This window comes from Mesorhizobium sp. B2-8-5 (genome assembly GCF_006440675.2).
Lineage (GTDB): Bacteria > Pseudomonadota > Alphaproteobacteria > Rhizobiales > Rhizobiaceae > Mesorhizobium.
On the sequence record NZ_CP083951.1, the window covers coordinates 2,963,175 to 2,987,132 of the forward strand.

24 protein-coding genes are annotated in these 23,958 nt (G+C 63.2%); 7 read left to right on the top strand and 17 right to left on the bottom strand.

Annotated elements, in window-relative coordinates:
- Nucleotides 1-32: 32 nt before the first annotated feature.
- From gph to FJ430_RS14485, 10 genes are read right to left on the bottom strand one after another with little or no spacing between them, the layout of a single operon-like run.
- The gene (gph, locus tag FJ430_RS14440; RefSeq protein ID WP_140707695.1) at nucleotides 33-731 is read right to left on the bottom strand and encodes a phosphoglycolate phosphatase; all 699 of its coding nucleotides are present in this window, start codon (nucleotides 729-731) and stop codon (nucleotides 33-35) included.
- Nucleotides 728-1,285, bottom strand: coding sequence for a thioredoxin family protein (locus FJ430_RS14445; protein WP_140707693.1), 558 nt, complete (start codon nucleotides 1,283-1,285; stop codon nucleotides 728-730). The genes gph and FJ430_RS14445 overlap by 4 nt, the downstream gene beginning before the upstream one ends.
- A 19-nt stretch (nucleotides 1,286-1,304) precedes the next feature.
- Nucleotides 1,305-1,991 (bottom strand): ribulose-phosphate 3-epimerase, encoded by a 687-nt coding sequence (gene rpe / locus FJ430_RS14450; protein ID WP_140652875.1) that lies wholly within the window; start codon nucleotides 1,989-1,991, stop codon nucleotides 1,305-1,307.
- Nucleotides 1,988-2,926: a CbbX protein gene (cbbX, locus tag FJ430_RS14455; protein WP_140707691.1), complete on the bottom strand. Its 939-nt coding sequence runs from the start codon at nucleotides 2,924-2,926 to the stop codon at nucleotides 1,988-1,990. Before cbbX ends, rpe begins: the two co-directional genes overlap by 4 nt.
- Nucleotides 2,927-2,950: 24 nt before the next feature.
- Nucleotides 2,951-3,370: a ribulose bisphosphate carboxylase small subunit gene (locus tag FJ430_RS14460; protein ID WP_140640313.1), complete on the bottom strand. Its 420-nt coding sequence runs from the start codon at nucleotides 3,368-3,370 to the stop codon at nucleotides 2,951-2,953.
- Nucleotides 3,371-3,381: 11 nt separating this feature from the next.
- Nucleotides 3,382-4,842 carry a form I ribulose bisphosphate carboxylase large subunit gene (locus FJ430_RS14465; RefSeq protein ID WP_140652881.1) on the bottom strand — a complete coding sequence of 487 codons (1,461 nt, stop codon included), beginning with the start codon at nucleotides 4,840-4,842 and terminating at the stop codon, nucleotides 3,382-3,384.
- A 35-nt stretch (nucleotides 4,843-4,877) separates the two neighbouring features.
- A complete protein-coding gene (gene fba / locus FJ430_RS14470; protein ID WP_140707689.1) occupies nucleotides 4,878-5,957 on the bottom strand; it encodes a class II fructose-bisphosphate aldolase in 1,080 nt (359 codons plus the stop codon).
- Between the two features lie 11 nt (nucleotides 5,958-5,968).
- A complete protein-coding gene (gene tkt / locus FJ430_RS14475; protein WP_140707687.1) occupies nucleotides 5,969-7,972 on the bottom strand; it encodes a transketolase in 2,004 nt (667 codons plus the stop codon).
- A 10-nt stretch (nucleotides 7,973-7,982) separates the two neighbouring features.
- Nucleotides 7,983-8,855: a phosphoribulokinase gene (locus FJ430_RS14480; protein WP_140640307.1), complete on the bottom strand. Its 873-nt coding sequence runs from the start codon at nucleotides 8,853-8,855 to the stop codon at nucleotides 7,983-7,985.
- Between the two features lie 8 nt (nucleotides 8,856-8,863).
- On the bottom strand, nucleotides 8,864-9,913 hold the full coding sequence (locus FJ430_RS14485) for a class 1 fructose-bisphosphatase (RefSeq protein WP_140707685.1): 1,050 nt from the start codon (nucleotides 9,911-9,913) through the stop codon (nucleotides 8,864-8,866).
- 119 nt (nucleotides 9,914-10,032) lie between these two features.
- Between FJ430_RS14485 and FJ430_RS14490 the strand changes: the two genes are divergently transcribed.
- Together FJ430_RS14490 and FJ430_RS14495 are read left to right on the top strand one after the other, a co-directional pair.
- Nucleotides 10,033-11,022 (top strand): LysR family transcriptional regulator, encoded by a 990-nt coding sequence (locus FJ430_RS14490; protein ID WP_140640303.1) that lies wholly within the window; start codon nucleotides 10,033-10,035, stop codon nucleotides 11,020-11,022.
- Between the two features lie 213 nt (nucleotides 11,023-11,235).
- The gene (locus FJ430_RS14495; RefSeq protein WP_140640301.1) at nucleotides 11,236-11,436 is read left to right on the top strand and encodes a hypothetical protein; all 201 of its coding nucleotides are present in this window, start codon (nucleotides 11,236-11,238) and stop codon (nucleotides 11,434-11,436) included.
- A 17-nt stretch (nucleotides 11,437-11,453) separates the two neighbouring features.
- Here the strand turns inward: FJ430_RS14495 and FJ430_RS14500 are convergent, their stop codons facing one another.
- The 6 genes from FJ430_RS14500 to FJ430_RS14525 all read right to left on the bottom strand — a co-directional run bounded on the left by FJ430_RS14500 (nucleotide 11,454) and on the right by FJ430_RS14525 (nucleotide 16,506).
- Nucleotides 11,454-12,080, bottom strand: coding sequence for a hypothetical protein (locus tag FJ430_RS14500; protein ID WP_140707683.1), 627 nt, complete (start codon nucleotides 12,078-12,080; stop codon nucleotides 11,454-11,456).
- Complete coding sequence (locus FJ430_RS14505; RefSeq protein WP_181175499.1) at nucleotides 12,080-12,940, bottom strand: ABC transporter permease; 861 nt, start codon at nucleotides 12,938-12,940, stop codon at nucleotides 12,080-12,082. Before FJ430_RS14505 ends, FJ430_RS14500 begins: the two co-directional genes overlap by 1 nt.
- An 11-nt stretch (nucleotides 12,941-12,951) precedes the next feature.
- Entirely contained in the window at nucleotides 12,952-13,746 is a 795-nt protein-coding gene (locus FJ430_RS14510) for an ATP-binding cassette domain-containing protein (protein ID WP_181175489.1), read from the bottom strand.
- 39 nt (nucleotides 13,747-13,785) lie between these two features.
- Nucleotides 13,786-14,232, bottom strand: coding sequence for a hypothetical protein (locus FJ430_RS14515; protein WP_140707679.1), 447 nt, complete (start codon nucleotides 14,230-14,232; stop codon nucleotides 13,786-13,788).
- A gap of 32 nt (nucleotides 14,233-14,264) precedes the next feature.
- On the bottom strand, nucleotides 14,265-15,191 hold the full coding sequence (locus tag FJ430_RS14520; RefSeq protein ID WP_181175488.1) for a YVTN family beta-propeller repeat protein: 927 nt from the start codon (nucleotides 15,189-15,191) through the stop codon (nucleotides 14,265-14,267).
- A 67-nt stretch (nucleotides 15,192-15,258) separates the two neighbouring features.
- Nucleotides 15,259-16,506 (bottom strand): ABC transporter substrate-binding protein, encoded by a 1,248-nt coding sequence (locus tag FJ430_RS14525; protein ID WP_140707911.1) that lies wholly within the window; start codon nucleotides 16,504-16,506, stop codon nucleotides 15,259-15,261.
- Between the two features lie 414 nt (nucleotides 16,507-16,920).
- Here FJ430_RS14525 and FJ430_RS14530 point away from each other — a divergent pair, with 414 nt between their 5' ends.
- From FJ430_RS14530 to FJ430_RS14555, 5 genes are all read left to right on the top strand, one after another.
- Nucleotides 16,921-18,048, top strand: coding sequence for an S-(hydroxymethyl)glutathione dehydrogenase/class III alcohol dehydrogenase (locus tag FJ430_RS14530; protein WP_226892194.1), 1,128 nt, complete (start codon nucleotides 16,921-16,923; stop codon nucleotides 18,046-18,048).
- Nucleotides 18,049-18,114: 66 nt separating this feature from the next.
- On the top strand, nucleotides 18,115-18,684 hold the full coding sequence (gene gfa / locus FJ430_RS14535) for an S-(hydroxymethyl)glutathione synthase (protein WP_140640289.1): 570 nt from the start codon (nucleotides 18,115-18,117) through the stop codon (nucleotides 18,682-18,684).
- 486 nt (nucleotides 18,685-19,170) lie between these two features.
- On the top strand, nucleotides 19,171-20,154 hold the full coding sequence (locus tag FJ430_RS14545) for an ABC transporter substrate-binding protein (protein ID WP_140651196.1): 984 nt from the start codon (nucleotides 19,171-19,173) through the stop codon (nucleotides 20,152-20,154).
- A 190-nt stretch (nucleotides 20,155-20,344) separates the two neighbouring features.
- Complete coding sequence (locus FJ430_RS14550; RefSeq protein ID WP_140640285.1) at nucleotides 20,345-21,148, top strand: ABC transporter permease; 804 nt, start codon at nucleotides 20,345-20,347, stop codon at nucleotides 21,146-21,148.
- A gap of 122 nt (nucleotides 21,149-21,270) precedes the next feature.
- Nucleotides 21,271-22,029, top strand: coding sequence for an ABC transporter ATP-binding protein (locus tag FJ430_RS14555; protein ID WP_210239423.1), 759 nt, complete (start codon nucleotides 21,271-21,273; stop codon nucleotides 22,027-22,029).
- 309 nt (nucleotides 22,030-22,338) lie between these two features.
- Here FJ430_RS14555 and FJ430_RS14560 read toward each other — a convergent pair whose 3' ends face one another.
- Entirely contained in the window at nucleotides 22,339-23,940 is a 1,602-nt protein-coding gene (locus tag FJ430_RS14560; RefSeq protein ID WP_140706726.1) for a GMC family oxidoreductase, read from the bottom strand.
- Nucleotides 23,941-23,958: the final 18 nt, after the last annotated feature.

Sequence of the window (23,958 nt, forward strand, 5' to 3'; positions counted from 1 at the left end):
CGGTTCAGCGTTGATAGAATCGCCGAGCCGCTCTACGCGGCGTCACGCAGCCTCCGCATGGCGGAAGGCAGATCGAGCAAGCTGTCGCATACGAGGTCCGCGCCCAGCTCCTCGACGGGGACATGGGTGTAGCCGCCGCGCAGCAGAACGACCGGCATGCCGGCCGCGCGCGCGGCGCCGACGTCGCTGATGCTGTCTCCAACCATCAGCGCCTCGTATGGTTCGACGCCAAGCTGGTCGAGCGCCAGAAGCAAAGCGTCAGGCGCCGGTTTCAGGTTTGTCACGGCATCTCCGCCGACGATCGCGCCGAGATATTCCGTCAAGTGGAAATGCAGCAGGATTTCGCGCGTTGCCAATTGCGGCTTGTTGGTGGCAACGCCCATGGCCGTTCCGTTCAGATGGAAGTGGGTGAGAACTTCCCTGACGCCAGGCATCAGCTTCGTCAGCCCGGTCAGATGTCTGCGGTAGATCGGCGCCATGTCGCGATTGGCTTCCTCGAGAACGCTGCCGGCAAGCCGCGACCCCGAGGCGGCGAAAGCGCGCTCGACCAATTTCATGACACCGCCGCCGATCATCGCCCTGACCCGATCCACGCTGAGCGGCGGCAGATCGCGGCCGGCCAGCAGTTCGTTCACGGCCGCCGCGATGTCGGGCGCCGAATCGATCAGCGTGCCGTCGAGATCGAACAGGATCGCCCTTGGCGACCCAAACGGCTTGCTTGCGCCTTTCATGCGGCCTCCTTCCATTTGATCGAGCAGCCGATCGAAGCGATCTGGTCGCGCGGTCCGTTACCGGTTCGGGCAACCTGCTTCATCGCCTCCAGCAGATCGCGTCTCAGTCCAGGCTGTCCGGCCTCGCGTCGCGATGCATCCAGCCGGCCGCGATATTGCAGCGTCAGCTCGCCGTTGAGGCCGAAGAAATCCGGGGTGCACACGGCGCCATAGGCGCGCGCCACCGCCTGCGACTCGTCATGGAGATACGGGAAGGTGAAGGCGTTCGCCCTGGCGAAGAGCTTCATGTTGTCGAAGCCATCGTCAGGATAGGCGTCGGCATCGTTGGCGTTGACCGCAACAAAGCCGATACCCTCGGCCTTGAGGTCGTCGGCGTCGCGCACGATGCGCGAAATCACCGCCTTCACATAGGGGCAGTGATTGCAGATGAAGGCGACGACCAGCCCGTTGGGTCCGGCCTGGCCGAAGATCGAATGCGATCTGCCGTCGATGCCGGGCAAGACGGCGTCGACGCCTTGCCAGCCGAAATCGCAGACCGGTGGGATTGCCGCCATGTCATCCTCCGCAAGTGGTTCACGCGGCTCGCCGGACCGCTCCGTCGGCCGCCTGTCTGATCGCGCCAATATTGGCGCGATAGGCGGCCTCGGCGCCACCCTTGAAAACGGCGGAGCCGGCGACGAGCACATTGGCGCCGGCCGCGGTAACAAGGGGAGCCGTCTCGGGCGTGACGCCGCCGTCGATCTCGATGTCGATCGGACGCTGGCCGACGAGCGCCTTGACACGCCTGACCTTGTCGATGACCGCCGAAATGAAGGCCTGACCGCCGAAACCCGGATTGACGGTCATCAAAAGCACTAGGTCGAGCCGGTCGAGGACATATTCGATGACGCTTTCCGGCGTCGACGGGTTGAGCGACACGCCGGCCTTTTTGCCGAGGTTCCTGATCGCCTGCAGCGAGCGGTCGAGATGCGGCCCGGCCTCGGCGTGCACCGTGATGATGTCGCAACCGGCGTCGGCGAAGGCGGCGAGATAGGGATCGGCCGGCGCGATCATCAGATGACAGTCGAAGATCTTGTCGGTTCGATCGCGGATCGCCTTGATCACCGGCGGGCCGAAGGTGATGTTGGGCACGAAATGTCCGTCCATAACGTCGAGATGGATCCAGTCGGCGCCCGCCCGCGCGACCGCTTCGATCTCGTCGCCGAGCCGCGAGAAATCCGACGACAGAACGGAAGGGGCGATGATGGTCTTTGCGGTCATTTGCCTTCTCCTTCCCCGGGCTTCACTGCGAACACCCGGCTGGCGGTGATGTCCTCGGCGGAGATCGTCGACAGCGCCTTGGCGTCGAGCGGTTCCCTAGCGCTCTCGAACAGGCGGTTGGCCTGCCGCAGCCGTGTCCGGTCGAGCGCGTTGCGGATCGAGCGGGCATTGGCGAAATGCGGTTGTGCGCGGCGGCGCGCGATGTAGTCGGCCATTGCGGCGGTTGCCTCGGTGTCGAACAGGTAGTTTTGCTTTTCGAGCATTTGTTCCGCGATCCTGAGAAGCTCGTCGTCGGAATAATCGGGAAAGTCGATGTGGTGGGCAACGCGTGAACGGAATCCCGGATTGCTTTCGAAGAAGCGATCCATGCGCTGCGCATAGCCGGCGAGGACGACGACGAGATCGTCGCGCTGGTTCTCCATCACCTGCAGCAGGATCTCGATCGCTTCCTGGCCGTAATCCCGTTCGTTCTCAGGGCGATAGAGATAATAGGCCTCGTCGATGAACAGGACGCCGCCCATCGCCTTCTTCAGGATCTCCTTGGTCTTGGGGGCCGTATGGCCGATATACTGGCCGACCAGATCGTCGCGGGTAACCGAAACCAGATGGCCCTTGCGGATATAGCCCAGGCGATGCAGCAGGTCGGCCATGCGCAGCGCGACGGTCGTCTTGCCGGTGCCCGGATTGCCGGTGAAGCTCATATGCAGCGTCGGCGTTTCGTGCGCGAGGCCCATGCGGCGGCGGGCCCGCTCGACCAGCAGGAGCGCCGCCGTCTCGCGGATGCGTCGCTTGACCGGGGCGAGCCCGATCAGATCGCGGTCGAGCTCGGCCAGGACGTCCTTGACGCCGGACGTTTCGAATTCCTCGCGCAGATCGATCGCCGCCGGGGCGGCGGCTTGCGGCACTTGCGTTTCGGCTAAGGCTGGCGCCGGCATGGTATTTTCCTCCTGTCGCGACGATCAGCCGTATCTCGCCCCGGCCGGCCTGTCGGCCGCATAGGGCTTGGTGGTGTAGCGGATCATGCGGCCCGCGGTTTCCTGCCTGTCGAGCCGGTAGCCGGGTTCCTCGGCCGGGCGGTTCACGATGAAGGAGAGCTTCACCGATTCCCAGCCCTGCGAGGAATCGAAGGCGACGACGCGGATATAGCGATCGCCATAGAGCTTGCGGCATGCGTTGAGCTCCATCATCAGCGCCGCCGCGTCGGGATTGTCGAACATCGGGTGGCCCCACATGTCCCAATAGGTGTTGCGCGGGTGCGGGTCGTCGGTGAACTCGAGGCTGACGGCCCATTTGTTGTCGATGCAATACTGCACCTGCGCGCGGATCTGATCGTCGGTCAGGTCGGGCAGGAAGGAAAAGGCCCCTTGGGTTATGCGCATTGTCTGTCTCCTTATTCGGCGGCTGTTGCCACCGGAACGAAGTCCGGCGTGTCGGTCGAGGCGTAGTTGAATGTCACGTCCTTCCAGACGTCGAGGGCCTGCCGCAGAGGCAGGCATGAGCGGGCGGCGCGCTCGAGGATCTCAGGCCCTTCCCGCAGGTAGTCGCGACCCTCGTTGCGGGCGAGGATCATCGCTTCGAGGGCCACCCTGTTGGCGGTGGCGCCGGCCGCGATCCCCATCGGATGGCCGATCGTGCCGCCGCCGAACTGGAGCACGACATCCTCGCCGAGCAGGTCGATGAGCTGATGCATCTGGCCGGCATGGATGCCGCCCGACGCCACCGGCATCAGCTTGTTGAGCGATGCCCAGTGCTGGTCGAAGAAGATGCCGTTCTCCAGCCGCATCGGGTTATGGTCCTCGCGGCAGATATCGTAGTAACCCCTTGTCGTCGCCGGGTCGCCTTCCAGCTTGCCGACGACGGTGCCGGCATGGATGTGATCGACGCCGGCAAGCCGCATCCATTTGGCGATGACGCGGAAGGAAACGCCGTGCGACTTCTGCCGCGTGTAGGTCGAGTGCCCGGCGCGATGCAGGTGCAGAATCATGTCGTTCCTGCGCGCCCACTTTGCCATCGACTGGATCGCCGTGTAGCCGATCACGAGGTCGATCATGACGATGTTGGAGCCGAGCTCCCTGGCGAAGTCGGCCCTTTCGTACATGTCCTCCATGGTGGCCGCGGTGACGTTGAGATAGGTCCCCTTGATCTCGCCGGTCTCGGCCTGCGCCTTGTTGACCGCCTCCATGCAGTAGAGGAAACGCTCGCGCCAATGCATGAAGGGCTGCGAGTTGATGTTTTCGTCGTCCTTGGTGAAATCGAGCCCGCCTTTCAGCGCCTCGTAGACGACACGGCCGTAGTTGCGGCCGGAAAGGCCGAGCTTCGGCTTGACGGTGGCGCCGAGCAGCGGGCGGCCGAACTTGTCGAGGCGCTCGCGCTCGACAACGATACCGGTCGCCGGACCCTGGAAGGTCTTCACATAGGCGACGGGAAAACGCATGTCCTCCAACCGCAATGCTTTCAATGGCTTGAAGCCGAAGACGTTGCCGATGATCGATGCCGAAAGATTGGCGATCGAACCCGGCTCGAACAGGTCGAGATCGTAGGCGATATAGGCGAAGTACTGTCCGGGCGCGTTCGGCACGGGGTCGACCCGATAGGCCTTGGCGCGGTATTTTTCGCTCGCCGTCAGCCGGTCCGTCCAGACCACAGTCCAGGTTGCGGTCGAGGATTCGCCGGCGACTGCCGCGGCGGCCTCAATCGGGTCGACGCCGTCCTGCGGCGTGATCCTGAACACCGAGATTATGTCGGTGTCCTTGGGCTCGTAGTCAGGCTCCCAATAGCCCATCTTCTTGTATTCCATCACACCGGATCTGTAGCGGTCCTTGCCGGTCACGGTCTCGGATTTGTTGGGCATGAGTCTGGTCCTTTCCTTGCTTGGCGGACCGCCGCTCAGGCGGCTTTCGCGGTTGCGATCTGCGGGTCGAGCTTTCCCGCGGCGTAGCGCTTGGCCATCTCGTCCATGGCGATGACCTTGATCTTCGAGGCGTTGCCCGCGGTGCCGAAGCGTTCGAAGCGATCGCGGCAGAGGTCGCGCAAGGCGTCCATGGCGGGCTTCAGGAATTTTCGCGGATCGAATTCACGCGGATCCTGCGTCGCGACGCGGCGGAACTGCCCGGCCATGGCCATGCGGCAATCGGTGTCGATGTTGACCTTGCGCACGCCGTAGCGGATGCCGCGCTCGATCTCCTCGACCGGAACGCCGAAGGTCTGGGGCATCTCGCCGCCGTACTTGTTGATAATGTCCTGCAGCTCCTGCGGCACGGAGGACGAACCGTGCATGACCAGATGCGTGTTCGGCAGCTTCTCGTGGATCGCCTCGATCACCTGCATGGCCAGGATGTCGCCGTCCGGCTTGCGCGTGAACTTGTAGGCGCCGTGGGAGGTGCCGCAGGCGATGGCGAGCGCATCGACGCGGGTGGCGGTCACGAAGTCGACCGCCTGATCGGGATCGGTCAGGAGCTGGTCGTGCGACAGCGCGCCCTCCGCTCCGTGACCGTCCTCCGCTTCGCCCTGGCCGGTTTCCAGCGAGCCGAGCACGCCGAGCTCGCCTTCGACGGAAGCGCCGACCCAATGCGCCATGCGCGCGACGCGTTCGGTGATGGCGACGTTGTAGTCGTAGCTCGCTGGGGTCTTGGCGTCCGCCATCAACGACCCGTCCATCATCACCGAGGTGAAGCCGTGGCGGATCGCCGAAAGGCAGGTGGCTTCGTTGTTGCCGTGATCCTGATGGATGCACAGCGGAATGGCCGGATGGATCTCGGTCAGCGCCTCCATCATCCTGGACAGCATGATGTCGTTGGCATAGGAGCGGGCGCCGCGCGAAGCCTGGATGATCACAGGCGCGTCGCAGGCCCTGGCCGCCTCCATGATGGCGAGGCCCTGTTCCATGTTGTTGATGTTGAATGCCGGCACGCCGTAACCGTGCTCGGCGGCATGGTCGAGAAGCTGGCGAAGGGTGATGCGGGCCATTGTCGGTCCTCCTAGATGATGAGTTTCAGCGCCGCCGCGGCGACGGCTTCGGGTGTGATGCCGAAATGCCGATACAGGTCAGGGGCGGGGGCACTGGCGCCGAAGCCGGTCATGCCGACAAAAGCGCCCGTGTCGCCGATCCAGCGATCCCAGCCGAGACGGGCGGCCGCCTCGATGGCGACGCGCGGCGCCGAGCCGAGGACGGACTTGTGGTAGTCGGCTTCCTGTTCCTCGAACAATTCCCAGCACGGCATCGAGACGACCGCGGCGGCGACGCCGTGCTGGGTTTCCAGCCGTTCGGCGGCGGCAACGGCGATCTCGACCTCCGAGCCGGTGGCGATCAGCGTCACGGCGCGGTGCGCGGATGGCTCGCGCAAGACGTAAGCGCCGCGGCCGGACCGGTTCTCGTGGCCATGTACCTGGCGCAGCATCGGCAGGTTCTGGCGCGAGAGCACGAGCACGCTCGGCCGCGTCCCGCTCTTCAGCGCCAGTTCCCAGCACTCCGCCGTTTCGATGATGTCGGCCGGGCGGAAGACGTTGAGGTTCGGCGTCGCCCGCAGCATCGCCAGGTGCTCGACCGGCTGATGGGTCGGTCCGTCCTCGCCGAGGCCGATGGAATCGTGCGTCATCACATAGACGACGCGCTGGCTCATGAGCGCCGAGAGCCGCATCGCGCCGCGAGCATAGTCGGCGAAGCACAGGAAAGTGCCGCCATAAGGTATGAACCCGCCATGCAGGGCGATGCCGTTCATGGCCGCGGCCATGCCGTGCTCGCGAATGCCGTAGTGAATATAGCGGCCTGCATAGCCGCCCGGCGCTATGCGATCCATGCCTTTGGTGATCGTCAAGTTCGAATGGGTCAGATCGGCGGAGCCGCCGACCGTCAGCTCGGTTGCGCCGTTGATCGCGGCGAGCGCCATTTCGGAGGCCTTGCGCGTCGCGACCTTGGTCGCCTTCTCGACATGCTCCGCGCGGAAGGCATTCAGCGCTTCGAAGACCGCATCGGGCAACTTGCCGGAAAGCGCGCGTTCGAAGTCTTCGCGGCGCGCCGAGGCGGCAAGCCGCCGCTCCCAGGCGCGCCGCGCCGCCTGGCCGCGTTCGGCGATCTCGCGCCAAGCCGAAAGGATGTCGTGCGGCACGTCGAACGGCGCGTGGGCCCAGCCGATGTTTTCGCGCGTCGCGGCGATCTCCGCATCGCCCAGCGGCGCGCCATGCGTCTTTTCCGAACCGCCGAGATTGGGGGCGCCCTTGCCGATCACCGTACGGCAGGCGATCAGGGATGGCCGATCCGAATGCTGTGCTGCCTCGATCGCCGTAGCGACGGCTTCCATGTCGTGGCCGTCCACCGACTGCACATGCCATCCGGCGGCTTTGAACCGGGCCGGCTGATCCATCGATGTCGAAAGCGAGGTCGGTCCGTCGATGGAGATCGCGTTGTCGTCCCAAAGCACGATCAGGCGGGAGAGCTTCAGGTGACCCGCGAGGTCGATCGCCTCGTGGCTAATGCCTTCCTGCAGGCAGCCGTCGCCGGCGATCACATAGGTGTAGTGGTCGACGAGATCGGCGCCGTGGCGGGCGGCCAGCATGCGCTCGGCCAGCGCTATGCCGACAGCGGTCGAAATGCCTTGCCCGAGGGGACCGGTGGTCGTCTCGATACCAAGCGCGTGGCCATGCTCCGGATGCCCGGCAGTACGGCTGCCCAACTGACGGAACCGCTGCAACTCCTCGATCGGCATGTCCTGGTAGCCGAGCAGGTAATGCAGGGCATATTGCAGCATCGAGCCGTGTCCGGCCGAAAGCACGAACCGGTCGCGATCGGGCCAATCCGGCGCCGTCGGATCGATGGCGATGAAGCGGCTGAACAATACCGTCGCGACATCGGCCATGCCCATCGGCATGCCCGGATGTCCGGAACTGGCCTTCTGCACGCTGTCCATGGCCAGCGCGCGGATGGCGTTCGCCATGTCGCGCTCGGACACTGCGGCGGTGGGCTTCAATGCTGCCAGGCTGGTCATGGCATCCTCCTCACGACACACGTTTCTTGCGTTCGATCAATTGCAGGATGAGCGGCGTCAGGATCAGCTGCATGGCAAGGTCGAGCTTGTTGCCCGGCACCACTATGGAATTCGGCCGCGACATGAAGGAGTCGTGGATCATTGAAAGCAGGTAAGGGAAATCGATGCCGCGGGGATTGGCGAAGCGGATCACCAGCATCGATTCGTCGGGGGTCGGGATCCAGCGCGCGATGAACGGGTTCGACGTGTCGACGATCGGCACGCGCTGGAAATTGATCGCGGTTTGCGAGAATTGCGGGACGATGTAGCGGACATAGTCCGGCATGCGGCGCAGGATCACGTCCATCACCGCCTCGGTCGAATAACCGCGCGTGGCGCGGTCGCGATGGATCTTCTGGATCCATTCGAGATTTATGACCGGCACCACGCCGATCTTGAGGTCCGCGTGCCTGGCCAGATTGATCTTTTCGGTGACGACGCAGCCATGCAGGCCTTCGTAGAAGAGCAGGTCGCTCGGCGCGAATTCGCGCCATTCGGTGAAATGGCCGGGCGGTGTGCCGTACTGTTTCTCCTCGTCCTCGTCATGGATGTAGGTGCGGGTCTTCCCGCTCCCCCGGCGGCCATATTCCTCGAAAACCTCCTCGAGGATCTCGAGCTCGTTGGCCTCGGCATGGAAGTGGGTGAAGTTCGGGTTGCCTGCCTTTTCCTGCTTGGCGACCTCCACCTTCATCGCGGCGCGATCGTAGCGATGAAAGGCGTCGCCTTCGATGAAGGCAGCCTCGATGTTCTCGCGCCGGAAGATCATCTCGAAGATGCGCTTGACCGAGGTCGTGCCCGCGCCCGACGACCCGGTGATGGTGATGATGGGGTGCTTCGCCGACATGGTTCCGCTCAGGCCCTGAAGAGTCCGCGGCGGCTGAACAGCGGCGCACGCTCGCCGATGGCGCTGGGCTCGGTGTGGTAGCGGGCGATCCGCGCGACTTCCCGCGCGGATCCGAAGACCACGGGTACGCGCTGATGCAGGCTCTCGGGTTCGATTTCCAGGATGCGGGTGATCGCATCGGTCGCGGCACCGGCCGCCTGTTCGATCAGATAGGCAATCGGATTGGCCTCATAGACCAGCCGAAGCCGTCCCTGGCTGTAACCCCGGCGTTGGTCGCCGGGATACAGAAACACGCCGCCGCGCATCAATATGCGGTAGCATTCGGCAACCAAAGAGGCGATCCAGCGCATGTTGAAATCCTTCTCCCGTGGGCCTTCGGTGCCTTCCAGGCAGTCATCGACATAGAGGCGCACGGCCTCGTCCCAGTGGCGGTAGTTGGCGGCGTTGATGGCGAACTCCTGGGTCCGCTCCGGAATGATCCGGCTTTCGTAGGCCTGGACGAAGGTGCCTAGCCTGGTCGAATGCACGAAGACGTGCGTGCCGCTGCCGAGCGACAGAACGAGCGCCAACTGCGGCCCGTAGATAAAGAAGCCGGCGCCCAGCATGTTCGCGCCTGCCTGCAAAAAGGAGGCGGCCGGATCGGCGTCCGGCGCGCCAGTTGCAGGGAGGAGCGAGAAAATCGTTCCGACCGACACGTTGGTGTCGATGTTGGAGGAGCCGTCCAGCGGGTCAATGGCGACGGCGAGGGGGGCTTGCCTGTCGAGCAGGACAGGCTGCTCCAGCTCCTCGGAGGCATAGAGCGCGACCGGGGCGCGACGCATGGCGTCGAGGAAGATGTCGTCGGCGAAGACGTCGAGATCCTTCTGGACATCGCCGTCGGCATTGGCGCCTCGGGTCCCGGCAAAAGCGGCGCCGAGCGCTCCCTGGTTGATGGCATTGCGGACCTTGGTAGCCGCCTGCGTGAACTGACGGACGGTGGTGACGACCGCGGATCGGCGTTCGTCCGGCTGATCGCCGAGATAGGAGTTCAGAAAAGCGTCGAGCGTTGCCGCTGGCATCGTAACCTCCCGGTCCGGCGTATTTCCCAGGCGCCGGATGGAGAGATGAAACCAAACGGTCCAAGATAAGTAAAATTCAATAACTTTACCTTGGCGCTAAAAATAATTTAGTATGCTGCATGAGGACTCTCACGCTCAAGCAATTCAAGACCGTCCAGGCCATCGTCAGCCACGGGAAAATCGTGAGCGCGGCCAAGGTGTTAGGCCTCTCTCCTCCAGCGGTTACGATCCAGTTGCGACAAGTGGAGGAGGAGTTCCAGCTGGCCTTGTTCGACCGGACGTCGGACGGCATGCGTCCTACTACCGCAGGGCTGGCCTTCGTCGAGGCCGCGCAGGCCATCGAGGAGCGGCTGCGCATGCTTGAAGACGAGATGGACGCCATCAAGGGCGTGCGCGCCGGCAGCCTGAGGCTCGGCGTCGTCTCCACCGCCAAATATTTCGCGCCGCGGCTGATGGCCGGCTTCATGAAGGAACATCCCGACATCGACATGCGGCTTGCCATCGGCAATAGAGCCGAAACGATCGACAGGCTGAAGAATCACGACATCGACATCGCGCTGATGGGCCGTCCACCCAAGGAAGTTTCGGTGCGCGCTTCGGTCTTCGGCGACCATCCGCTGGTCATCATCGCGCCGCCCGAACACAAACTGGTTTCGGCACGCGACATTTCCAAGGAAAGGATCGCCGAGGAGCATTTCCTGATCCGCGAGCCAGGCTCGGGCACGCGCATCTCGCTGGAGATATTCCTGAGCGACGTGCCTGGCCGGATCGACGATCTCGGCGTCGAGATGGGGTCGAACGAGACGATCAAGCAGGCGGTGATGGCAGGTCTCGGTATTGCCTTCATCTCCGCCCACACCATCGCCGCGGAAACGGAAGCCGGTCGGCTCGTCATTCTCGACGTGGCCGGCATGCCGATCCGCCGGCAATGGTTTTCGGTGATGCGCACCGATCACGTGATCTCGCCCGCGATGGCAACCTTCAACGATTTCCTGATGCGCAAGGGCGCGACTTACCTGCCCCTGTTCGGCAAACTGTATCCACATGCCGAAGCGGATGAAGCAGCGCCGACACGGCAAGCGAGAACGCCTGCAAGGCGGCCCAAGTGAAACGCCTGACATATCGGCTGTCGGGGATCGTGCGAAAAGGTTGGGGAAGGGCGTGAGCAATGGGTCATCGCCATGGTGGTCGGCAGGCCTGCATGGCATATTGCTGATGGAAGGGCAGGGCAGCAATTCACACAAGGCGGAAGTGCAGCCAAACCTGCAGGCAAATCGCATGCGTCCCGGCGTGGGGTTCGGGATTTCGAAGGGGAAGGGGCAATGCTTTATACAATCGTGATGATGGTCTGCATGACGACCGTGCCGCAGACCTGTGAGCAACGCGAGGAAATGGCGGACGGCCTGGCCATGAATCCCGGAGTGGCCTTCATGCAGGCACAGCCGCTGGTCGCGCATTGGCTGGACACACATCCCGGCTATTTCGTGCAGCGCTGGCGCGTGCTGCCCGGCCGGAGCAGCTAGAGCAATTCCAGGAAGAGTTATTTCTTCGCGGCAAGCGTCTCCGAGACGGTCTTGGCCAGCTGGTAAAGCCGCTGCTCGATTATCGTCGGCACGTCACAGACGTAGGTCAGTGATTGCGCGCGCTCCGTGAAGATGCGCGTCGCGAAATTCAGCTGGTCGGTCCGCCGCTCGACCTCGTCCTGATCCGCGCCGGGTTTTGTCCGCAACGCATCGACGTCGGACGCTTGCTTGCGCAAGTCGGCGGCCATTTCGAGCTGCCTGTGGGCATAACGGGAAATGCCGGAAATGACGTGCGAACGCTCGGCGTCCATGTGGTCGAACATGCCCTGCACGAGCATCGCCATTTTCGGCGCAAGCTGCTCGGCCGGAAGCGATGCCGCAAAATCCCTGATTTTCTTCTGAGCGTCGCCGAGCGGCAGCCGCCGCGCCGAGACGTCCTCGACAAGGGCGGAGACCGATGAGTCGTTTGACCAGTCCTTGGCCGACGGCGGAAGGTCCGGCCCGTTCCAGACCTGGCCGAGCGACAATTGCGGCACCTTGCGCTGGACGCAGGGCCAGCCCGGATCGGCGGTCGCCGCCCCGGCATTCGCGCCCGGCGCTAGCATGGCGACCACAACCAGGCTGCGAGCAAGCATTCCCGTCATCAGGCATTTCCTCCCGTATCCTGCTTGCGGGTCATCAGGCCGCGCGAGGGGTCGTAGGCGATGATGGCTCCGGCCAGAAACAGCAGCGTGCATCCGGCGACGACGCCCAGCGACACCCAATCGATCTGACCGTAAAAGGCGAAGCGGATGAGTTCGACCGCGTAGGTGAACGGATTGACGATGCAGATCTTGTAGAGGAGAGGGCTGGCTTCCTGGATGCGCCACAACGGATACAAGGCGGGTGAGGCGAAATAGCCAGGGAATATGACGAAGTTCATGATGCCGGCAAAGTTTTCGAGTTGCTTGATCACCGAGGATAAAAGCATCCCGAGGGCGCAAAGCATCATGCCCGACAGAAACAGCGCCGGCAGCACGAACAGGTAGCCAAGGGGCGGCGCCTTGACGCCCCAGAACCAGGCCACGATCAGGAACGCGTAGACCTGCGCGATCGATACGGCGACGCCGGCGAGCATCTTGGACACCAACAGAAACCAGCGCGGAAATGGGCTGACAAGCAGGGTGCGCATATTGCCCATCTCGCGGTCGTAGACCATCGACAGCGAAGACTGCATGCCAGAGAACAGAAGGATCATGCCGCACAGGCCGGGCGTGATGTAGACCTCGTAAAGGACGTAGGTTTTATAGGGCGGTATGATCGAGACGCCGAGCACCTGGCGAAAGCCGGCGGCGAAGATGAACAGCCAGACGAGCGGCCTGACCAGCGAGGAGATGAAGCGCTCGCGTTGATGCAGGAAACGCAGGCACTCGCGCAGGACGATGCCCTTGAGGCAGACGAGATAGTGGCGCGGACCGAACGCGTCCGACCTCTCCGGCGTGACGGAGGCGACCTTTTGCGGCATCGCGGACGTGCTCATGGCGAAATCTCCGCAATGCCGGTCGTCTCGCTGCGGTTGAGCTTCGAGAAGGCGTCGCGGATCGAACCGGCGCCGCTGGCCTGGATGAGATCGGACACCGTGCCGCTGGCGACAAGGTTGCCCTGTCGCAGCACGACGGCATGGTCGCTGTCGTCGACTTCGTCGATCAGGTGCGTGGCCCACAGAACGCCGATGCCTTCGGTTTCGACGAGCCTGCGGATGGTGGCCAGGATGCCGGCGCGCGACTGGACGTCGAGACCGACGGTCGCCTCGTCGAGCAGCAGCAGGGAGGGGCGGTGGAGCAGAGCCCTGGCGATTTCGATCCGTCGCATCTGGCCGCCGGAGAGAGAACGGGCCTTGTCATGCTCACGGCCCTGCATGTCGACCGTTTCGAGCAGGGCGGCGATGCGCTGCCGGGCTTCGCCGCCGCCGATACCGTGCAGCGAGGCATGGTAGGAGAGGTTCTGGTACACGCTGAGATCGAGGTCGAGCGTACGTGCCTGGAACACGATGCCGACACATCTGAGCGCTTCGCCGGAAGCGCGGCGGATGTCATGGCCGAAGATGCGGATCGATCCATGGCGGGTGTCGTAAAGGTGGCTGATCAGCGAGAACAAGGTTGTCTTGCCCGCCCCGTTGAGGCCGAGCAGCACCGTGAAGGTCGCCGGGGCGATCGAGAACGACACGTTGTTCAGCGCCCGTTTGGGACCGTAGGAATGGCTGACGCCGACGACGTCGAGCGCCGCCACCTCATTTCCCGAACCGCCTGTCCGTACATGCTGCACGCCCATCACCCTGTTCTCATGCGCCCGGTCCCCATTTGCCGGTTTTCATTTGATTGTGATCTTGCCCTTCAGGCCCTTGTCGGCAAGGTCGGGGACGGACCACGTGTATTCGCCGGGGCGCACGGTGTGGAACTGAACCAATATGGTTCCCGCATCGTCGAATTCGAGCCAGGCCGGTGCGCCGGCCATGTGCACCTCGAGATCGTTTATGACGATCTGGTCGATCCAGACGTTGCGCCAGAGATCGGTCATGAACTTGTATTCGAAGCCGCCGTGAGATGTGATCTTCCAGCGATAGCCTTGGCCGGCGACCAGTTCGAAATCCGTCCGATTGACGTCGTAGCTGGATTTGTCCGAGCCCAGGACAAGCCCGGGGAGGTTCTTGCTGGATCGCGTCACCTTTGGGGCATCATCGTCGTCGGCACTGGCCGCGAGCGGGGCAACCGCCAGCCCGACAAGAACGGCGAAGGCAATCATGCGACTGGTCTTCATGGAGCGAACTTCCTGGCTTGCTTGGGACATCGCTAGTTCGGCGATATGGCCACGCCCCACGGCTGCTGGCCGACGGTGAGTGACTGGACCGGTTCATCGGTCGCCGTGTCGATGAAGGTGATGTCGTTCGAGTTGCCGTTCGTGGTGATCAGCGTCTTCTGGTCGGGGGTGAAGGCGAGATGCCAGACACGCTGGCCGACGAGGATGTATTTTTCCACTTCGTAGGTTTCGGTGTTGATCACCGCGACATGGTTTGCCGGGCCGAGCGCGACATAGGCCTTCTTGCCGTCGGCGGTTATGGCGATGCCGACGGGCTGGATGGTCTCGGCCCGCAATCCGTTGATCGCGAACTGGATTTTCTTCACCACCTGGCGCTTGGCATTGTCGATGACGCTTACCGTGCCGCCGACCTCGGCGCTGACCCAGACCTGGGAGCCGTCGGGCTTGAATTCGGCGAAGCGCGGGCGTGTATCGACCAGGACGTTGTCGGTCACCTCATGGCTTTGCGTGTCGATGAAATGGGCCATGCTGGTGGTCTCGGAGGTGTTGACCATGGTCTTGCCGTCGGGGCTGACGCCCATGCCTTCCGGCTCGACGCCGACCGGGATCTCCGAGAGCACCGCCTTGCTCGCGACATCGACGACGGTCACCAGATTGTCGTCCTCGTTGGCGATGTAAAGCGTCTTGCCGTCAGGCGAGAGCACGAACAATTCAGGATCGGGCCCGGAGGGCAGATCGCCCACGATTTGAAGGCTCGACGTATCGATGATCTGGACCGTGTCGTCGTCGCTGGCGCACAGATAGACGAACTTGCCGTCGGGCGAAATCGTGATGCCGCGCGGCCGCTGCCCGACATCGACGGTCTTGATCACCTTCATCGTCGCCGTGTCGACGACGGTCATGGTGTTGTCCTTCTCGTTGGACACATAGGCCGTATAGGCCGATGCCGGACCGGCCATGAGGCCGGTCGCGAGAAAGGCGAGTGCACAAGCTCGTCCTTGCACCGATTTTCCTCCCGATTGCTTTTTACTTAAGGGCGCATTTCGTCTCCGGCTGGTCGACGCCGAGCGTGTCGAGCTCGGAAACCTGATGGAGATAGCCCTCCTGCGGCGAGGTCGAGACGACCGACTTGGCGTCGCTGAGCAGGATCGGCTGGCGCAACTGAAGGTTCCATTTGCGGAAGGTCAGCTTCTGGCCCTTGAAGGCGGCGACCGAGAAATCGTCCGAGCGGATATAGTCACTGATCTTTTTCGGATCGTCGCCATTGGTGCGCGTGGTGGCTTCGCCGACGGCCCGCACGGCCGTCCAGGCCGACATGTCCTTGGACAACATTCGCCGGCCCGTCGTCCTCAGGAACCGGCTTTGCATCTGGATGCCGCCCCACTGCTCACTCGCGGGATGCCATGACGAGGCGACAAGCCCCGCCGTGCCCGCGACCGGGCGCGGTGTCCAGGTGCGGTAGGGCACATAGGTTCCGAACACCTCGCTCTCGTCGGCGACCAGCACCACGTCGTGTTCCGGCAGGTCCTGCGTGAACACGGAAATCTGCTGCTGGATCTGCGTGGCGCCGGTGTCGGTGCGCCTGGCGGTGCCGGAGTCCTTGAACTCCTTCTCCGCCACGATCTGGCCACCGAAACGGGCAGCCGCGCGGCGCAACGCATCGGCATAGAGATGGTCCTGCTCATGCGAGCCGTAGAGCAGCACCCAGTTCGGCCACTTCTTCACCATGAGATATTGCGCCAGCGCGTCGGCCAGCATGCTGCGCGTCGGCGCGATGTGGAAGACGTTTATGCGGCAGTCCTCCTCGCGCAGGCTGTCGTCGGTGGCGCCGATGTTGAAGATCAGCACGCCCTTGTCGCGCGCGATGTCGGCGATGGACAGCAATTGCCTGGCCGAGAGGTCCGCGACCACATAGCGGTCGCCCTTGACGATCAGGTCGTCGAATGCCTGAACCACATCGGCGTTCGGCTTTATTTCGGTGATGTCGAGGCTGAATTTCTGGCCGAGGAACGTTCCTGTCGTATTATTGTCGCTGATCGCCACCTTGGCGCCGGCAACACCCTCGTCCCTTGGCGGCAGGTCGAGCAGGGAAAGCGTCAGCTGCGGCGCGTATGCCCGCAAATAGCCTATCTTGATTTCGGTGATCTTCTTTTCAGACTTGGCCGTTGCGGCCGGTTGCTTGCTCGCTTCCTGAGCCGGCGCACCGGAAATGTTGGCGGCCAGGAAAAGAAAGCACAAAAAGGTCGTGAGAGTGCTCGGCACCGCGCTCGTCATCGATAACATTACCCACTCTCGTGCCGGGTCCAATCCTATCGGACCGGCGCCAAGCCAAGGTGCCCGCGGAAAACTTAGCGGACGTGTTGGATTTATCAAACCTTGTAAGCTGACCTGCCACTTCTGCTTTAGTCCTATTCGCCGCCGGCAAGGCGGCCGGCGATCAAGTGGATCGCGGCATGCCGAACTGCGCGGAAAGTTCCCGGTTGATCCTCGAGATCAAGCAACGCGTCTATCGGGTGGCCACCTCGAAACAGGTGAAGGGTGGGGGGACCTTGGTAGAATAGACTTATGAGGTAGACCGTTCGATTATTGCTAGCTCACTATGGCTTGGAAACGGTATTTTTTGTTGTCCGGCGGACGTCAAGTCCGCCGGAACATGAAGTTTTTCGATTGCCCTGGGAGGAGTGCCTCATGAAGACGCGTGCCGCCGTTGCCGTTGCCGCCGGAAAGCCGCTTGAGATCATGGAGGTGGACCTCGAAGGGCCGCGCGAGGGCGAGGTGCTGGTCGAGGTCAAGGCGACCGGCATCTGCCATACCGACGAGTTCACGCTGTCGGGCGCCGATCCGGAAGGGCTGTTTCCGGCCATCCTCGGCCATGAGGGCGCCGGCATCGTCGTCGATGTCGGCAAGGGCGTCACCTCGGTCAAGAAGGGCGACCATGTCATCCCGCTCTATACGCCCGAATGCCGGCAGTGCCCGTCGTGCCTGTCGCGCAAGACCAATCTGTGCACCGCCATCCGCGCCACGCAAGGGCAGGGCTTGATGCCCGACGGCACCTCGCGCTTCTCGATGGGCAAGGACAAGCTGTTCCACTATATGGGCTGCTCGACCTTCTCCAACTTCACCGTGCTGCCCGAGATCGCGGTGGCCAAGGTCAATCCCGACGCCCCCTTCGACAAGATCTGCTACATCGGCTGCGGCGTGACGACCGGCATCGGCGCGGTGATCAACACCGCCAAGGTCGAGCAAGGCGCGACGGCGGTCGTCTTCGGCCTCGGCGGCATTGGCTTGAACGTCATCCAGGGACTTTGCCTTGCCGGCGCCGACATGATCATCGGCGTCGATTTGAACAACGACAAGAAGGCCTGGGGCGAGAAGTTCGGCATGACGCATTTCGTCAATCCGAAGGAGATCGACGGCGACGTCGTGCCTTACCTGGTCAACCTGACCAAGCGCGGCGCCGACCAGATCGGCGGCGCCGACTACACCTTCGACTGCACCGGCAACACCAAGGTGATGCGCCAGGCGCTGGAGGCCTCGCATCGCGGCTGGGGCAAGTCGGTCGTCATCGGCGTTGCCGGCGCCGGCCAGGAGATCTCGACCAGGCCGTTCCAGCTGGTCACCGGGCGCAACTGGATGGGCACCGCCTTCGGCGGCGCGCGCGGCCGCACCGACGTGCCAAAAATCGTCGACTGGTACATGGAAGGCAAGATCCAGATCGATCCGATGATCACCCACACGCTGAAGCTGGAAGACATCAACAAGGGCTTCGACCTCATGCATGAGGGCAAGTCGATCCGCAGCGTCGTGGTTTACTGAGGAAAAACAAGTCGCCGACCTATGGCCAGCGACTGAAGTTGCACAGGTTCAACAAGGGAGGAACTCATGCCTGAAAAACTGCATCCGAAGATCGACAATGGCCTGCCGAGGGAGAGCGCGAGCTTTGCCGGCGGCACGCTGGTCTGCCTGTGCACCAGCAATCCGGTGAAGGTGAAGGTCAAGGGCCAGATCGCCCACAACCACGCCTGCGGCTGCACCAAATGCTGGAAGCCGGACGGCGCCATCTTCTCGGTGGTTGCCGTTGCCGGCAGCGGCGACGTCACCGTCACCGAGAATGGCGACAAGCTGAAGGTGGTCGATCCCTCGGCCCTCATCCAGCGCCATGCCTGCACAAGCTGCGGCGTCCACATGTACGGCCCGGTCGAGCGCGACCATCCCTTCAAGGGCCTGTCCTTCATCCATCCCGAGCGCTTCGAGGAGGATGGCTGGTCGCCGCCGGGCTTCACCGCCTTCGTCTCCTCGATCATCGAATCCGGTGTCGATCCGAGCCGCATGGACGGCATCCGCGCCCAGCTGAAGTCGATCGGGCTGGAGCCCTATGACTGCCTCAGCCCCGGCCTGATGGACTATATCGCCACCTGGACCGCCAAGAAGTCGGGCGCCTTGGCGGCATAGTCCGCATTGCCACGTCGGGGGGCGTGGCGATCGCGCCGAAAATCTCCGGGTTGCGGCCGACGAGGCCGCATCCCTCGACAGTGCCCCAAAGCGCCTGAATTTGCCACTCATCCTGGCGCCGCCGTCGATTTCCCGATGGTCGAGAGCGCCTTCGATCGGGCGAGCGTCCCTACCGCTACAATCTCTTTGTCAGCAAGCCGTCCACGGTCATTGGCGCATCTGCCGGCGCCATCGGAACCGCGGTCGCCTGGCGCCGTCAATTCAAGCGCGTCAACCATGCAGGGTCCGCTGCTTCGGTTTCGGCGAAGCAAAGCACAGAAAAAGACTTCTTTTTGCGATCCGGCCCGGATGCTCTCTTGCGGGACCTAGAACAAGGCCCGCCTGGGAGGGCGACGCATAACAAGAGAGCGGCTGCCGAAACGACAGCCTGGCATACGCCACTCGAACGAGGTCGATGCCGGTAACAGCCATAGGGGAACCACGACAATGAAGACATTTCGAAATTGCCTGATGACCGCGGTCAGCGCAGGCCTGCTGGGCCTGGGGCTTGCCGCTCCCGCCAACGCCGGCGCCATTCGCCTCGGCATGACCACCTGGGTGGGCTACGGGCCGCTGTTCCTTGCCCGCGACCTTGGCTACTTCAAGGAAGCCGGCGTCGATGTCGACCTGAAAGTCATCGAAGAATCAGCGCTTTACATGGCGGCGGTGGCTGGCGGCGATCTCGACGGCGCCGCCTCCACCGTCGACGAACTGATGAAGTACCGCTCGGACGAGCTCTGCTTCAAATACGTGGTGGCGCTTGACGACAGCCATGGCGGTGACGGCGTCGTCACGCAGGCCGACGTCAAATCGCTCAAGGATTTGAAAGGCCAGCCCGTCGCCTTGAACGAGGGCTCTGTTTCCGAATTCTGGTTCAACGTGCTCCTGAAAAAGGAAGGCATGACCGAGGACGATGTCAGTGTCACCAACATGACCGCCGACGATGCGGCGACCGCCTTCATCGCCGGCCAGGTTCCCGCCGCCGTGACCTGGGAGCCGCATCTCACCGAAGTCCGCAAGGGCGGAAAGGGCAAGGTGCTGATCGATTCCACGACCACGCCTGGCCTGATCGTCGATGTGATCGCGCTCAAATGCGACCTGATCGAGAAGCACCCCGAGGATGTGAAGGCCCTCATCAAGGGCTATTACAAGGCGGTCGACTACATCAAGACCAACCCGGAAAAGGCCTATGAGATCATGGCCAAGGGCATTGGCGGCTATCTTGAGAAGCCCGAGGATTTCGCGGCCGGCGCCCAGGGCGTGCGCTACTATGACCGCGCCCGCAACCTGGAATTCTTCGGCACGCCGCAGAAGAGCGAAGCGTCCGACCTGGTGAACTTCGCGCAGGACATCTGGGGCAAGGCCGGCAAGCTCAAGATGACGATCGACTCGAAGACCATCCTCGACACCGATTTCATCAAGGAACAGTGAGCCTTCGGGATAGCCGGAGTCGGCCCGCCCGGGCCGATCCCGGTTTCTCGAACGCCTGAGCTTCGCGCCTGGGTCGGTTCACCGTTTCACCGAAACGGCGAACATCTCTATTACTTGTTTTGACGCAATTCCGAACGGAAAGCCGCCCTCGCTTTTGGTGGAATTGCTCTAAATCAACGGAGGCCATCTTATGGCACAAAGGCGGACGGCGTGGACACGCCTGACGACCCCATTCGCCAACATCCCCGCCAGCACGGCAACGACACTCGCGCTGGCGATGTGGGTGGTCGTGATCGGCGGCTGGGCCTTGCTGTCCTATGGCCGCGTCGTGCCGAACATGTTCCTGCCGACGCCTGGAACCGTGCTGCAAACGACCTATCGCATGTCGCTGGACGGCAGCCTTTTCTACCACACGCTTACCAGCGCCAAGGTGGTCATCCTGGGCTTCATCGTGTCCTCGGTGATCGCGGTGCCGCTGGGACTGTGGATGGGGACCTACCGGGCGGTGCAGGCACCGCTGGAGCCGCTGGTCAATTTCATCCGGTACCTGCCGGTGACCTCCTTCGTGCCGTTGTTCATCCTTTGGATCGGCATCGGCATCGAGCAGCGCATCGCGGTCATCTTCTTCGGCACCTTCTTCCAGCAACTCGTGATGATCTCCGACTGCGCGCGCAGCGTATCCAGGGACCTGGTCAATGCCTCCTACACTCTGGGCACCAAGCGCTCGGAGGCGGTGTGGCACGTCATTTTCCCTGCCGCGCTTCCCTCGATACTCGATACGCTTCGCGTCACCATGGGCTGGGCTTGGACATATCTCGTCGTGGCGGAGCTCGTCGCGGCGTCGAGCGGCCTCGGCTATATCAGCCTCAAGGCGATGCGCGGCTTCCAGGTCGATGTGATCTTCATGGCGATCGCCGCGATCGGGCTTCTCGGCCTGATCACCGACACCGCATTCCGCATTCTCCGGGCAAGGGTCGCGCCATGGGCACCTTGATGTTGAACGCATCCTCGCAAACCGCAGCCGGATCAAGGGTAGTGATGACCGAAATCGTCAAGGCGAACATTCCGGCCGGCACGGCCCATGCGGCCGGCGATCCGCATTCAACCGGCACCACGATGGCCATCGAGGACGTGACGCTGCGCTATGGCGACGCCAACGGCGTGCTGGCGCTGGACGATGTGTCGCTGAAGGTGGCGAAGAACGAATTCTGCGTCATCGTCGGCCCTTCGGGATGCGGCAAATCCAGCCTGCTTTATCTCGCCGCCGGCCTCAATGACGCGACCTCGGGCACTATCAAGGTGGACGGCAGGGAAGTGATCGAGCCGGGTCCCGACAGAGGGATGGTATTCCAGAGCTACACCCTGTTTCCCTGGCTTACGGTGCGCGCCAACATCGAATATGGACCCAAGCGCAAGGGCCTGCCGGCGGAGCAGCGCAAGCAGATCGTCGACCAGTATCTCAACGAGGTCGGCCTCGCGCCCTTTGCCGACCATTATCCGGCGCAGCTCTCGGGCGGCATGAAGCAGCGCGTGGCGATCGCCCGCGCGCTCGCCAATGATCCGGCCGTCCTCTTGATGGACGAGCCGTTCGGCGCGCTCGACAGCCAGACGCGCGGCACCATGCAGAAGCTGCTGTTGCGCGTCTGGGAGCGGCAGCAGAAAACGGTGCTGTTCGTCACCCACGACATCGACGAGGCGCTGGTGCTTGGCGATCGCGTTCTGGTGATGACGGCCAGGCCCGGCAAGATCAAGGCCGAGATCAAGGTCGACATCCCGCGGCCGCGCTCGATGGACGTGATCCTCGAACCCGACTTCATCGCGCTCAAGCGCCGCATCCTCGGCCTCCTGCACGACGAGATCGACGAGGATCACTAAACCAATCTCGTCGCGGCAGGATTTCACCGTTCATTTCCGTGAAATCAGCGCAGCCGCTGGGGATTGACCAAAGCCTCTCAGCTTCGTCATCCACGGGCGGAGCGGACGCGGAGACCCGAGGATCCATTCCGTAACCTTGGCCGAGGCGCAGCGGAGCAGAATTCTTCACCGCGGCGGCGCCTCGGCGTCACGGAATAGATTCTAGGGTCTGCGCGCGTCGCTCCGCTCCTTGCTCCGCCCTAGAATGACGCTGTTTGGGGGACAAGCCAATTCCAGACGTTTGCGATGGTTCACCGAAACAGCGGCGACCTATTTGCCGAGGATCATCTCCGAAGCCTTCTGCCCGATCATCATGCTTGGCGCGTTGGTGTTGCCGCCGATCAGCTTCGGCATGACCGAGGCATCGGCGATCCGCAGCCCGTCCACGCCGCGCACCTTGAGCGTCGCCGGATCGACGACAGCCATATCGTCGGTTCCCATCTTGCAGGTTCCGACGGGGTGATAAACCGTCAGCGCCTCGGCGCGCAGATAGGCGAGGATCTCGTTGTCGCTGCGGACATCCTTGCCCGGCAGCATCTCCTTGCCGCGCACCGCGTCGAACTCGGGCGAGGCAAAAATCTGGCGCGCGATCTTGATGCCTTCGACCAGCACCATGGCGTCGTCTTCATGCGTGAAGAAGCGGTGGTCGATCAGGACGTCGCGGCGGGAACTGTCGCGCGACAGCCTGATCTCGCCCACGCTTTTCGGCCTGAGCACGCAGGTATGGATGGCGTAGCCGTGGCCGTATTCGATCAGCCTGCCGCGATGGCTGCGATAGCCCGGCACGAAGTGGAACTGGATGTCGGGAAGGCCGTTCGCGTGCCTGGTCTTCGCGAAGCCGCCGGCTTCGACATAGTTGGTGGTGAGCATACCCTTGCGGCGCGCGAAATACTGGAAGGGCGCGGCCGCCATGCGCGGCAGGTTGGCGATCGACAGGCCGAGCGTCCTGGTGCTCCTGGAGCGCACGGTGATCATGCCGTCGACATGGTCCTGCAGGTTCTTGCCGACGCCGGGCAGGTCAAGAACCGGCGTGATGCCGATCTGCCGGAGCTCGGCCGCCGGACCGATGCCGGACGCCATCAGGATCTTGGGCGAATTGATGGCGCCGGCCGAGAGCACGATCTCGCGATTTGCGGAGAGCGTCTTCTGCTGGCCCTCGTGCCGCACGCGCATTGCCGTGGCGCGGCCTTCGGCAATGACGAGGCCGATCACCTCGCATTGGCTGAGCAGCGTCAGATTCTTGCGGTCGAGCACTGGACGCATGAAGGCACTGAAGCTGCTGAAGCGCTGTCCACGGTCCTGCGTGACGTTGTAGATCCCGAGGCCGAGCTGGCTTTCGGCATTGAAGTCCGCGTTGGCGGGCAGGCCGGCGTTCCTGCCGGCCTTGACGAACATGCCGGAAAGCACGTTCGGATCACGCGGATTGTCGACCAGCAATTCGCCGTCGCCGCCATGATAGCGCCGGTCCTGTCCGAGCAGATTGCGTTCCAGTTTCCTGAACACGGGCAGCACGTCGCGATAAGCCCAGCCGGCGCAGCCGAGCGCGGCCCACTCGTCATAGTCCTCGGCGGCGCCGCGAATATATACCATCGAGTTGATCGAGCTCGACCCGCCCAGCGCCTTGCCGCGATTGACCGGAATGCGGCGGTTGTTGAGCTCAGGCTGCGGCTCCCCGACGAAACAATAGTCGTAGGCCGGGTTGCCGTAGAGCGAGAGGATGCCCGCCGGCACCTTGACCCGCAGGCTGTTGTCGCTGCCGCCGGCCTCGATCAGGCACACTTTGACCGACGGATCGGCGCTCAGCCGATTGGCGACCACGCAACCGGCCGAACCCGCGCCGACGACGATGTAGTCAAATTCAGCCGCTTCCATCCAACCCCCAAGACGCGG